Here is a 12745-nt window from a genome sequence, read left to right on the forward strand (position 1 = left end):
TGGCTGCACCCGCTCACCCGAATCACTTACCTGAGTAAGCTCATCGGGATGAACGTTCTGGCCGCCTTGATGCAACTCCAATTATTTAGGGTATATAACGTTATTTCAGCGTAAAACTCTCGCCCGGCTCACCGTTGATCCACAGTTCCCGCGTTTCTCCGGCAGGCAGGCTGACCGTCAGCGTTCGCCATGCCGGTTTGAACTGCCCTTCGGTGGTGACGTTCAGCATGACGCGCCGATTATCGCTGTGCATCTCCCAGCGCAGCCACAGCGCGTTGCCCTGCTGCCAGCCATAACTTTCCCCGTCGTCTTCGAACAACAGCCCAGAAGCGCTGCCACAGCCTTTAAACGGGTACAGCTGCAACTCGCGCCGATCGTCGGCGGCAACGTCAACGTGCGCCAAGCGAGATGACAGCGGCAACGCCGCCCCGGCGCGCACCAACAGCGGCAAACGCTCCAGCGGCGCATCCAGCACCACCGTCTGGCCACCGCTGAACCACTGGCCGCTGTGGAAGCAGTACCAGCCTTCGCCGTTATCCGGCAGATAGACCGAACGCGCACGCTGCCCCTGCTCCACCACGCTGGCCACCAGCAAATCGCGGCCAATCATAAAATCGTCGGTCTCGTTCAGCGTGCGTTCATCATGCTCGTGATCGAGGAAGGTCGGGCGCAGCATCGGCTCGTCGTCGGCGCTGGCCTGCCACAGCAAGGTGTAGAAATAGGGCATCAGGCGATAGCGCAGGTTGATCGCCTCGCGGACGGCCGGCGTGGCGGCCGGATACATCCACGGCTCGTTAACCGTCGCGTCGTCGTTCCAGGAGTGAATGGTGAAACGCGGGTGCATCACGCCGTTTTGCACCCAGCGCACCAGCAGTTCGGCGTCCGGTTTGTCGCCGGAAAAACCGCCGACGTCGTGCCCCAGGTTATACAACCCAGACAGGCTCATGCCCAATCCCATGCGGATGTTGTAGCGCAGGGTTTGCCAGTTGGTGCGGTTGTCGCCGCTCCAGGTCTGCACGTAGCGCTGCATGCCGGCACAGCCGGAACGGGAGATCAGGTACGGCCGCAGATCGGGCGCAAAGCGCTGCTGGGCTTCCATCGAAGCGCGCATCATCAGCAACGGCATCACCGGGCGGATATGCTTGATGGCGATCGGCCGGCCAAACCCCTGGCAGCGCGCTTCCGAGTCCCACACTTCGTATTCGTTGTTGTCGTTCCAGGTTGAATCTATGCCCATCTCGAGCAGTTGCTGAGTGACGCCCTGCTGCCACCAACGCACCGTCGCCGGATTGGTGAAATCGAGGTGCGAACCTTCGTCGTCCCAAAAGCTGGAACGCTCCGGCTGGTCGCTTTCTGAATCGCGGATGAACAGCCCCTGCTCCGCCGCCTGCCGGTACTGCGGATGATCCTGCAACAGGCAGGGTTTGATGTTGGCCGCCAGCTTCAGCCCGGCGGCGTGGAACGCCTGGCTCAGTAGCTTCGGCTGCGGCACCTTGTCGTAATTCCAGTTGAACACGTAGCGCTTGTTGCCGATCGAGGTGTAACCCGAAGACAACTGGAACGAATCGCAGGGAATATCGTGCTGCTTGCACAATGCGATGAATTGTTGCAATTGCTGCTGGGCGTCCGGCGCATCGGTGTAATGCATGGTCGAACCGCTGTACCCGAGGCTCCATTTCGGCCCGAAGTGGGTCTTGCCGGTAAGGCGCACAAAGGCTTTGGTCACGTCCAGCACCTGCGGCCCCAGAAACAGGTAATAATCGAGATCCCCCGCCTCGGCCTGATAACGGCGGTAGGCCAGATGGTAGTTGTCGATCTCGTTGCCCAAATCCAGCCAACAGCTGCTCAGGTTGTCGTAAAACAGCCCGAAACTGGCCTCTGCACCGCGCGTGATGGTAAAGGGCACATGTTTGTACAGCGGATCGGTGCTGGCGGCGTTGTAGCCCATCGCATCCAGATTGCGCATTTCAAAGCGGCGGCCGCTGCGCTCCAGATCGCCGGCCTTCTCGCCCAGGCCATAATAGCGCTCGCCGGCAAAGCGGCGCTGGTAGTGCGCCACGCCGTCACCCTGCGGATTGAGCAGGTAGGCGCTGGTTGGCCGGTCGGCCGCCAGCGGCCGCCATTCACCGGCGGCATTGCGGTGCTCCCACTCCAGCCACAGCGGCTGATGCAGGGTAACCCGCAGCGCGGCGCTGGTCACCACCAGTCGATCCTCATGCTGTTGCAGTTGATAACCCGGCAGGCTAAAACCGGCGACGCTCAGGCGATCGCGCCCTTCCCAGGGCACGTCAGCCTGCGGCGCAATGCTCCAGGTGCGATCCAGCGCCAGCTCGCCGTTGCGTTTGATCAGCACGCGGAACAGGTTGTCTTCCAGCACGTACAGGCAGAACAGGTGACGCTCGTCGACCAACAGCTCAATACGATCGGCATACTCGCCTGCCAGCGTCCATTTTTTTAACGTTTTCATAGGTATCCAACTTAACTATTCAGTGTTTTTTTACCGCCGCGTTCGGCGATCAAGGCAATCAGGAACACGGCGCCGATCAGATCGAAGAAGCCCATGGCGATAAACAGCGGATTGAAGCCGACAGTGTCGGAAACTGCGCCGATCAGCAGCGTAAACAGGAAGCTGGCGATCCAGGCACTGGAGCCGCGCATGCCGTTGACCGTCGCCATCTGGTTTTTATCGAACGACTCCACCACCAGCGCGCTGAGCATGCAGGAGATCACCTGATGGCCGAAACCGCCGATCGAGATCAACGCGATCGCCACATAGGGATCTTTGGTCACCGCGACAAACGCCAGCGAAACCATCATGAAGGCGCCGGTAACCGAGCTGGCGACCACCGAGTTGACGCGGCTGCAGCCGAACCATTTGCGGTACAGGGTGGTGAGATAACCGCTGGCGACGCTGCCGATATCCGCCGCCAAAAACGGCAGCCAGGCAAACATGGCGATGTGCTTTAAATCCATGCCGCGTTCGGTGGCCAGGTACAGCGGCACCCAGAAGCTGAACACCGCCCAGGCCGGTTCGGCGAGAAAGGCCGGGATGGCGATGCCGTAGAACTTTTTGTTTTTACACAAGATTGCCAATGATTTTAAAAACGGCAGCCTCGGCAAGACCGGCTCGTTATCTTCGCGGATCAGATCCAGCTCTTTTTGGCTCAGGTTCGGGTGCTTTAACGGCTCGTGATAGAACAGCCACCACAGCACCACCCAGATCACCCCCAGCGCGCCGGAGAACAAGAAGGCCCCCTGCCAGCCAAAAGAGATGTGGGCGATGACGATGATTGGCGGGGCCAGCATGGCGCCGATAGAAAAACCTACGCCCGCCCAGCCGGCGGCAATCGGCCGTTCCTTTTTCGGGAACCAGTCGGAGATCGCCTTGGCGTTGCCCGGCGTGGCCGCCGCTTCCGCTCCGCCCATGAAGAAGCGCAGAATAGCCAACTGCACCCAGGTGCCCGCTCCGGCATGCAACATGCACACCACCGCCCAGATGCTGGCGCAGATCAAAAAGCCCATCTTCAGGCCGATAACATCGATCAGCCAGCCGCAGATCGGCTGAAATACCGTATAGGCCAGCTGGAATGACGCCACCACCCAGGAATATTGCTCGGTGGTCATGTTCAGGCTGGTTTTCAGCTCCGGCGCCAGGATACCCAGCGAGTTACGGGTAATGTAGTTGACCGTAACGCCGAGCAGAAACAGCGCCAGCATCCACCAGCGCAGCGATTTAAACTTGCGGCGGCCGCTGTGCGCGACCGTCTGATTAATTTCAACACTCATCTGTCTTCTCTCCACGGCGGCTGCCCGGTGAAACAGCTCGCTTTTTGGTAGGGCACGTTTTGGTATCGAAGGTATGGGTTGCGAAAATTTGCGATGGCGATCACGAAAAATCACATACGCCGCTCACAACCACATGATTTATTTTCATTTTATTTATAATTCAGCCGGTAAATTGGACTGATAAGTCTATAAAATTGGTGTACCAATGCAGACTAGCCAGCCGGGAGCGTGAGCGAAACGTGGTTTTTTGCAAAAATTTTCATAGGTAGCCTAAAAGCTCGCCATAATGGCGACCCAAGCCAGACAGTACGCTGAAAAAACGCGGTGAAAATATTTTCACCGGCAAATTTGAAGGAGATCACAGAATGAACGGAAAGCTGAAAATACAGGAAATCGCCCGCCAAACAGGGCTGTCGATCAGCACCGTTTCACGCGTACTCGCGGGCAAGTCCAACACCAGCGCCGAGGCACGCCACAGAGTATTGGCCTGCGCCCAGCAGAACGGTATCTTGCAAGGCCTGTCCAACGGCCGGCTGATGCTGAACAACGTCATGGTATTTGCCCCGCAACGCGCCTTCGACGTGCGCACCGACATCTTTTATCACAAGGTGATCCAGGGGATCACCGCCGCGCTGGCGGAACATGAGGTACGCATCCGCTATTGCGGGCTTGAAGAACAGCACAGCGACGGCGCGCTGTTCCTGGAAAAAATGAGCGATCCGCAGACCGAGGCGGTGCTGATTATCGGCATCGACGACGAACACATTCACCAGTTGGCCGCCGATCTGCACAAGCCCTGCGTACTGATCAACTGCACCGATCGCCAGATGCGGCTGGACAGCGTCTCCCCCGACCATCAGCTGATCGGCGAGTTCTCCGCCAATTATCTGATCCAACAGGGCCACAGCCATATTCTGAACCTGCAATGCCTGCGCCGACACACCATGGAGCTGCGGCTGGCGGGCATCAGGCAAGCCTATGCGCAGCACAACATCGCCTTTGACGAAGGCCGCCATCTGGTTACCACCTCCGGCTTTGGCAGCGAAGAAGCCGAGCAGGCGCTGACCACCTTTATCAATCAGGTCAGCCAGCGCTCGCAGCTGCCGACGGCTATTCTCGCCGGGGGCGACTATATGGCGGTCGGTGCGGTCAAGGCACTGAACAAGCTGGGGCTGAACGTACCGGCAGATATCTCGGTCATGAGCACCGACGGTTTTAACCTGGCGGAAATTCATGATGTGCCGCTCACCTCGGTGCATGTGCCGCGAGACGAGCTGGGGTATGAGGCGATCCAACTGTTGCAGCGCCGGATGCTGCGCGCCGATGCGCCACCGTGCAACCTGCTGCTGCACGGGAAACTGGCGGTACGCGCCTCGGTCAAGCGCATCAGCCCGCACAAGACCAGCCCGGCGGTCAGCACCCACGATCATCGTCTTTACGATGTCTGAACTACACTTAGTGGTGGAATATTTATTGAGGGTAATTTTTTGCCTAAGGAGAGCCACCATGCCGACCCTGACCGCACGTTCAGTCATCCCCCCTTATATGCTTCGCAGGATTATTGAACACGGCAGCGTACCGCAGCGCGACTGCGCATTGCACACCCTGAACCACGTCCAAAGCCTGCTCGGCAACAAGCCGCTGCGCGCACCCGGCACGAAAACCGCCAGCGGCGGCGAAGTCATCCGCGATATCTACGACGCTCAAAACGGCACTCAGCTTCCCGGCAAACAAGTGCGCAACGAGGGCCAGGCCAGCAACCATGACGTGGCGGTGGACGAAGCCTATGACTATCTCGGCGTAACCTACGATTTCTTCTGGCAGGCATTTGAGCGTAATTCGCTGGACAACAAAGGCCTGCCGCTGACCGGCAGCGTCCACTACGGCCATGAGTATCAGAATGCCTTCTGGAATGGCCAGCAGATGGTATTCGGCGACGGTGACGGCGAGATCTTCAACCGTTTTACCATCGCTATCGATGTCGTCGGCCATGAACTGGCGCACGGCGTAACCGAAAGCGAAGCCGGGCTGATTTACTTCCAACAGGCCGGTGCGCTGAATGAGTCTATGTCTGACGTCTTCGGTTCCTTGGTCAAGCAGTTCCACCTTAGGCAAACCGCCGATAAGGCCGACTGGTTGATTGGGGCGGGCCTGCTGGCCAAGGGCATTAACGGCAAGGGCCTGCGCTCGATGTCTGCGCCCGGCACCGCCTACGACGATCCGTTGCTGGGTAAAGATCCGCAACCGGCCGACATGAAGGATTACATTCAGACCAAAGAGGACAACGGCGGCGTGCACCTCAACTCCGGTATCCCCAACCGTGCCTTCTATCTGGCGGCCACCGCACTCGGCGGCTTCGCCTGGGAGAAAGCCGGTTACGTCTGGTATGACACATTGTGCGACAAAGCGCTGCCGCAGGATACCGACTTCGCCACCTTTGCCCGCACCGCGGTGAAACATGCGCAGCAACGTTTCGATCGCACCGTGGCGGACAAAGTGCAGCAAGCCTGGCATCAGGTGGGGGTGGAATAATGAAACCCTTGCCGTCGCTCAATCAGGACACGGTCATTGAGCTGGCGCGTGAAGGCGGCTTCGCCTTTATTCCCAAACTGGCGGGCCAGCGTCGCATTGCGCTGGCCGATATTACGCCGGAGCAACGACAACGCCTGAACCAGTTGTTGAATCAAACGCTGCCCTACGCGCAAGAAGAGGGAAAACCGGGTTCCCCCGGCTGTGGCGACCAACGCTACTTCCGCGTGCAAATCAGCTATTACAGCCAGAATCTGTGCAGTGAAATCGTCTTGCTGATCCCGGAAACCAGCGCGCCGCAGGCGCTGGTGGACTTGTGGAAAACCGGTCAGGTGGATGAGTGAAGGCTTACAACGGCTGATAATTAAATAGCACGCGCTTTTTGGATACCAGCCCGTGGCCGTTCTGACACAGATAATCCACCGCGCCGCAGGCCTTCAGCTCCTGCAGCGGCTGCCCGCAGTCCGGGCAATGGGCCAACTGCCGATAATCGCGTTCGCAGGCGGCGCAATGGTAGTGACCATTCACCCACTCCATCGTTTGATCGCATTGCGGACAGTGCGCTTCCATACTGACTCCTGAATTAGATCACGCCCCATGAGCGCAAGAAGTATATCCCCAGCGCGGTGGTAAAAAACGAACCGACGGTGGTGATGGCAATAATATTCGCCGCCAGCGTGGCGTTACCGCCCATGGCGCGCGTCATGACATAGCTGCCCGAGGCGGTCGGCGTGGCGGAAAACAGGAAGATAATCCCCAGCGCCGCACCGTGAAAGCCCCACAGCCAGCCGCCCAGCGTCATCAGTACAGGTACCAGAAACAGCTTGGCCGAAGAAGACAGCGCAGCAACGTTGGACGAACGGAACATGGCGCGCAGATCCAGGCTTGCGCCGGTGCACAGCAGCGCCAGCGGCAGCGACAGCCCGGAGATATAACTGCCGGTCTGCCGGATCACCTGCGGGATTGCCAGGCCGGTTTGCGCGAACAGCAGCCCGCACACCAGGCCGATAATCAGCGGATTGGTGACAATGCTGCGCAGCAGCGACAAACGACCGATCTTCTTGCCATGCCCGCCCTGCAGGCTGCGCGTCAGGGTAATCACCGACAGCACGTTAAACAGGATCACCGTGACCGTCAGGTACAGCGAACCCAGCGCCACCCCTTCGTCGCCATACGCAGTCATGGCGTACGCCAGGCCGACAATGGCGGTATTGGCGCGGAACCCGCCCTGCACGAACACGCCCCGTTCACGCGGCTCCTTAACCAGCCAGACCGCCGCCACCTCCAGCAGCAGGAAAGTGGCGATGGTGCCGATCGCGCCGTAAAGAACCAACGGCAGGTTGCCCAACAGTTGCGGATGATTGGTGGCAATACTGAAGAACAGCAGACAAGGCAGCGCCAGATTGAACACCAACCGCGTGGCGCCATCAATAAAACGATCGTCCATCAGCCGCCAGTGGCGCAACAGTATGCCCAGCAACATCATTAACAGATTAGGTACGGTGACGCTGAACGCAAAACTCCAGGTTTCCCAAGACATGGTGTTCCTTCAACTGACGGCGACAATATGCAGATAATAGAACGACTTCGGGGCAATAAAAAAGAGCGCGGTATGGCTACCGCGCTCTTTTTGAAGATTACTTGCTTTTCTTCAGGTGGCTCATCAGGCGTTTACGTTTACGCATCTGGTTCGGCGTCAGCAAGTTGCGCTTGCCGGCGAACGGGTTGTCACCCTCTTTGAACTGGATGCGGATTGGCGTACCCATGACCTTCAGTGAACGACGGAAGTAGTTCATCAGATAGCGTTTGTAAGAGTCGGCCAGATCGCTCACCTGGTTGCCGTGGATCACCACGATCGGTGGGTTGTAACCCCCGGCATGAGCATATTTCAGCTTCACGCGGCGGCCGCGCACCAACGGCGGCTGGTGGTCTTCGGCAGCCATCTGCATGATTTTGGTCAGCATGGAGGTGTTCACACGACGGGTCGCACACTCGTAGGCTTCCAGCACCGATACGAACAGGTTGCCAACGCCGCTGCCATGCAGGGCTGAAATAAAGTGAATGCGGGCGAAATCGACAAAACCCAGGCGCAGATCGAGCATCTCTTTCACGTGCTCGCGATCTTCTTCGCTCATGCCGTCCCACTTGTTGACCACAATCACCAGTGAGCGCCCACTATTGAGGATAAAGCCGAGCAGCGAGAGATCCTGATCGGAAATACCTTCGCGCGCGTCAACCACCAACAGCACTACGTTGGCGTCTTCAATCGCCTGCAGGGTTTTGATTACCGAGAATTTTTCTACGGTTTCCGTCACCTTGCCGCGTTTGCGCACCCCGGCGGTATCGATCAGCACGTATTCGCGCTCGTCGCGTACCATCGGGATATAGATACTGTCGCGGGTCGTGCCCGGCATGTCGTACACCACCACACGCTCCTCGCCGAGGATACGGTTAGTCAGTGTGGACTTACCTACGTTAGGGCGGCCAACGATCGCCAGCTTGATCGGCAAATCTTGCGGGTTGAAGTCGTCTTCCGGCTCTTCGTCTTCCGGGATTTCGTCTTCCTGCTCAGCCCAGTAAGCGGCGTTCGCCTCTTCTTCGGTCAGCTCGACTTCTTCGGGTTTTTCACCGACAAACGGCACCAGCACGTGCTCGATCAGTTGCGCTACGCCACGGCCGTGCGAAGCGGCAATCGCATGCACGTCACCCAAGCCCAGCGAGTAGAAATCGGCGGTGGCCATGTCCGGATCCATGCCGTCGGTTTTGTTGGCGACCAGGAAGGTGGCCTTCTGACGGTTGCGCAGATGCTGGGCGATGCCCTGATCGGCCGGCATCAGGCCGGCACGCGCATCGACCATAAACAGCACGATGTCCGCTTCTTCAATCGCCAACAGCGATTGGCCGGCCATGCGCGTTTCCACGCCGTCTTCGGTACCGTCAATGCCCCCGGTATCGACGATAATAAATTCATTACCCTCAACTTCGGCACGACCATACTTGCGGTCTCGCGTTAGCCCGGGGAAATCCGCCACCAGCGCATCGCGCGTATGTGTTAAACGGTTAAACAAGGTGGATTTACCCACATTCGGGCGCCCAACCAGCGCGACGACAGGTATCATTGTGAAGCCTCATTACTTAATAATCAATGCGTTACTGCACCATGGATAGACACCAGAAGTGCAGATTATAAAAATACGAAACGGCCCCTGAACACTCAGGAGCCGTTTGCAAACCGTGCGATGACCGGCAGCGTTAGCGGGTGAAAGCGTAAACTTTTCCGCCTCGAGCCTGGATAACCAGCTTATCGCCAGCCACCATCGGCGCAGACAGGAAGCCGGAGCTATCCACTTCCTGCTGGGCAACAAAACGGCCGTCCGTGGTGTTAATCCAGTGCAGGTAACCTTCGGAATCCCCGGTCACCAGATAACCATTATACATCACCGGCGGAGTCAGGTTGCGGTGCAGCAGATCGCTCTGCGTCCACACTGTTACGCCACCTTCGGTGCTCAGCGCTACCACGCGATCGTTCTGATCGACCAGGTAGATGCGGCCCGCGTCCACGATGAAGTCGTTCACGGAACCCAGTTCACGCTTCCACATGATCTGGCCGGAACGCAGATCCAACGCCGTCAGGTTGCCATTGTAACCTAATGCGTAGACAACGCCTTCAACAATCACCGGCGTCGTGTCCACATCGTTCAGGCGATCGATCTCGGTCGCGCCGCTCGGCTGGGAAATACGCTGTTGCCAGATCAACTGGCCCTGCTGCATCAGCACTGCGCTGACACGGCCGTTATCACCGCCGACAATCGCCGCGCCAAAGGCAACGGCCGGAGCAGACTCACCGCGCAGTGACAGCGATGGCATGTCCAGGTTAACCGTCCACTTCACCGCGCCATCAGATTCGTTCAGCGCCTGCAGCAAGCCGTTGGAGGTATGAATCAGCACCATGCCATCGCTGATTACCGGGCGAGAAATCGCTTCGCCGGCCACCTTGGTCTGCCACGCCACTTTACCGTCTGCCGTATTCAGCGCGTAAACCACCGCCTTTTCACTGCCGACGTAAACTTTATCGCCCGCAACCGCCAGACCGCCTGACAGCAATGCCGGCAGGTTGCTGGAGAAGAAGCCGGTCTTCTCGGAAAGATCGACCTTCCACTTTTCGTCACCGCTGTCTGCATCCAACGCTTTCACGATACCGTGACGGTCGGCAGCATACAGTGTGCTGTCCTGGAAAGCGGGACGCAGGTGAGAATAAAACTCACCGATACCGTCACCTACCGAGGTGCTCCACGCCTTGTTCGGCGTGAACTGATTTTCAACTTTTGGCAGCGGCGACATGGTAACCACGTCTTCTTCACTGTTAAACAGCGAGCAACCACTCAGCAAGGCGACGGAAACCAGTCCGACCAAGAGTGTTTTACGCAATTGCATGGGAATTCCCCTTAGCTGGACAAGTTATTCAATTTCATGCGCAGCAAAACCTGCAGCGCCTGAGAAGCGTTGGACTCAATGCCTTTGCTGTAAGCCTCACGCGCACCTTTGGTGTCGCCTTTGGCCAGCAACGCGTCACCGCGTGCATCTTGCGCCATCGCCGCCCAACCTTCGCCTTTCACGCCATCCAGCGTTTTCAGCGCTTCATCCAGCTTTTTCTCCTGCAACTGGACACGCGCCAGACGCAGGCTAACCATCGCCAACAGGTTATCGTCTTTGGTCTGGCCCTGAGCCAGCACCAGCTGTTGCTCTGCCTTGGCAAAATCATTCTGCTCGACAAAGTGTTTCGCCAACTCCAGCGAGGCCAGTACGCCATAGCTATTGCTGTTGGCCTTGGCAAACGTCTCCGCAGCGGACACGTCGTCCGGCTTACCGGCTGCCAGACGATCGCTGGCTTCCTGATAGGATTGGGACGCAGCCATCATGTTGGAGTTTTGGTGGCTCTGCCAGAAACGCCAGCCGACCAGGGCACCAATTCCGAGCACCACCCCCACCGCCAGCGCTTTGCCGTTTTCAGCAAAGAACCGACGCACGGCGTCGACTTGTTCGTTTTCAGTGGTATAGACTTCCACGGTGTCCTTCTCCTTAACCTAACATCGTTGCCAGACGCACTGCGACTTCGCTTTGCGCCAGCGTTTCTTGTTCACCACTGCGCAGGTCCTTAACCACTACCTGCTGTGCCGCGACTTCGTTCTCACCGAGGATCAAAGCGACGCGTGCGCCCCATTTGTCCGCACGGGTGATCTGTTTCTTAAAGTTGCCGCCGCCGTAGTTGGTCATTAATTTCAGCTGTGGTGCTGCATCGCGCACGTTTTCTGCCAACCGCATCGCCGCACTTTGAGCGCCTGCACCTGAGGAGATAACGTACACGTCAATGGTCGCCGGGGCTTTGAAATCCGGATTAACTTCCTGAACCAGCAATACCAGACGCTCCAGGCCCATCGCGAAACCGACCGCCGGCGTCGCACGCCCGCCCAGTTGCTCGACCAAGCCATCGTAACGGCCGCCTGCACACACCGTACCCTGAGCGCCCAGACTGGTGGTCACCCATTCGAATACCGTACGGTTGTAGTAGTCCAGACCGCGCACCAGGCGTTCATTGATGGTATATGGGATACCTGCCTGAGACAAAAGTTCACACAGGCCGTCGAAGTGGGCTTTGGATTCATCATCCAGATACTCGGACAGGCGCGGTGCGTCGTTCAGCAAAGCCTGAACTTCCGGATTTTTGGAGTCCAGTACGCGCAGCGGGTTGCTGTACATGCGGCGTTTGCAATCTTCGTCCAGCTTTTCTTTATGCTGTTCCAGGAACGCCACCAGGGCATCGCGGTAGTTGGCGCGCGCTTCCAGAGAACCGATTGAATTCAGCTCCAGATTCACGTGCTCGGAAATGCCCAGCGCCTTCCACCAGCGGGCGGTCAGCAGGATCAGTTCGGCGTCGATGTCCGGGCCTTGCAGGCCGAACACTTCCACACCCAGCTGATTGAACTGACGATAGCGGCCTTTTTGCGGACGCTCATAGCGGAACATCGGGCCGATGTACCACAGACGCTGTTCCTGATTGTACAGCAGACCATGTTCGATGCCGGCGCGAACGCAGCCAGCCGTCCCTTCCGGACGCAGCGTCAGGCTTTCGCCGTTGCGATCCTCGAAGGTGTACATCTCTTTTTCCACGACATCGGTCACTTCGCCGATCGCGCGTTTGAATAACGGGGTCTGCTCTACAATCGGCAACCGGATTTCGCTGTAACCGTAGCTGCCCAGCACTTGCTTCAGTGTGCCTTCAATACGCTGCCATAATGCCGTATCTTCCGGCAGGTAGTCGTTCATGCCGCGAATGGCTTGAATGTTCTTTGCCACGTGATTTCTCTGTCCGTTGTCTATAAAAATGAACCCGATTATAGGGACTTTGCCGCCCCGTATTCAACGCGGGTGC

At 58.1% G+C, this 12745-nt stretch carries 11 protein-coding genes; 3 read left to right on the forward strand and 8 right to left on the reverse strand.

The features are described from left to right. Window positions 1-100: 100 nt before the first annotated feature. Window positions 101-2467: a glycoside hydrolase family 31 protein gene (locus tag JEM67_RS21125; RefSeq protein ID WP_199636935.1), complete on the reverse strand. Its 2367-nt coding sequence runs from the start codon at window positions 2465-2467 to the stop codon at window positions 101-103. Between the two features lie 11 nt (window positions 2468-2478). Beyond that, window positions 2479-3786 carry an MFS transporter gene (locus JEM67_RS21130; protein ID WP_199636933.1) on the reverse strand — a complete coding sequence of 436 codons (1308 nt, stop codon included), beginning with the start codon at window positions 3784-3786 and terminating at the stop codon, window positions 2479-2481. 365 nt (window positions 3787-4151) lie between these two features. Here JEM67_RS21130 and JEM67_RS21135 point away from each other — a divergent pair, with 365 nt between their 5' ends. Genes JEM67_RS21135 through JEM67_RS21145 form a run of 3 tightly spaced genes read left to right on the forward strand, consistent with a single transcriptional unit; the run spans window position 4152 to window position 6659 of the window. After that, window positions 4152-5234 carry a LacI family DNA-binding transcriptional regulator gene (locus JEM67_RS21135; protein ID WP_199636931.1) on the forward strand — a complete coding sequence of 361 codons (1083 nt, stop codon included), beginning with the start codon at window positions 4152-4154 and terminating at the stop codon, window positions 5232-5234. A gap of 58 nt (window positions 5235-5292) precedes the next feature. Next, window positions 5293-6318, forward strand: coding sequence for a M4 family metallopeptidase (locus JEM67_RS21140; protein WP_199636929.1), 1026 nt, complete (start codon window positions 5293-5295; stop codon window positions 6316-6318). Continuing rightward, window positions 6318-6659, forward strand: coding sequence for a protealysin inhibitor emfourin (locus JEM67_RS21145; RefSeq protein WP_013814139.1), 342 nt, complete (start codon window positions 6318-6320; stop codon window positions 6657-6659). Before JEM67_RS21140 ends, JEM67_RS21145 begins: the two co-directional genes overlap by 1 nt. 4 nt (window positions 6660-6663) lie before the next feature. Here the strand turns inward: JEM67_RS21145 and JEM67_RS21150 are convergent, their stop codons facing one another. The 6 genes from JEM67_RS21150 to hisS all read right to left on the reverse strand — a co-directional run bounded on the left by JEM67_RS21150 (window position 6664) and on the right by hisS (window position 12669). Further along, window positions 6664-6885 (reverse strand): zinc ribbon domain-containing protein, encoded by a 222-nt coding sequence (locus JEM67_RS21150; RefSeq protein ID WP_199636927.1) that lies wholly within the window; start codon window positions 6883-6885, stop codon window positions 6664-6666. A 13-nt stretch (window positions 6886-6898) separates the two neighbouring features. Next, window positions 6899-7855, reverse strand: coding sequence for an AEC family transporter (locus tag JEM67_RS21155; RefSeq protein WP_006318145.1), 957 nt, complete (start codon window positions 7853-7855; stop codon window positions 6899-6901). 97 nt (window positions 7856-7952) lie between these two features. After that, window positions 7953-9434, reverse strand: coding sequence for a ribosome biogenesis GTPase Der (gene der / locus JEM67_RS21160; protein WP_004952062.1), 1482 nt, complete (start codon window positions 9432-9434; stop codon window positions 7953-7955). A gap of 133 nt (window positions 9435-9567) precedes the next feature. Then, window positions 9568-10749 (reverse strand): outer membrane protein assembly factor BamB, encoded by a 1182-nt coding sequence (gene bamB / locus JEM67_RS21165; RefSeq protein ID WP_013814141.1) that lies wholly within the window; start codon window positions 10747-10749, stop codon window positions 9568-9570. A gap of 11 nt (window positions 10750-10760) precedes the next feature. After that, on the reverse strand, window positions 10761-11381 hold the full coding sequence (locus JEM67_RS21170) for a YfgM family protein (protein ID WP_013814142.1): 621 nt from the start codon (window positions 11379-11381) through the stop codon (window positions 10761-10763). Between the two features lie 13 nt (window positions 11382-11394). Then, window positions 11395-12669, reverse strand: a complete 1275-nt coding sequence (gene hisS, locus JEM67_RS21175; protein ID WP_199636925.1) for a histidine--tRNA ligase — start codon at window positions 12667-12669, stop codon at window positions 11395-11397. Between the last annotated feature and the right edge of the window lie 76 nt (window positions 12670-12745).

This window comes from Serratia sp. PAMC26656, assembly GCF_016469055.2.
GTDB lineage: Bacteria > Pseudomonadota > Gammaproteobacteria > Enterobacterales > Enterobacteriaceae > Serratia > Serratia plymuthica.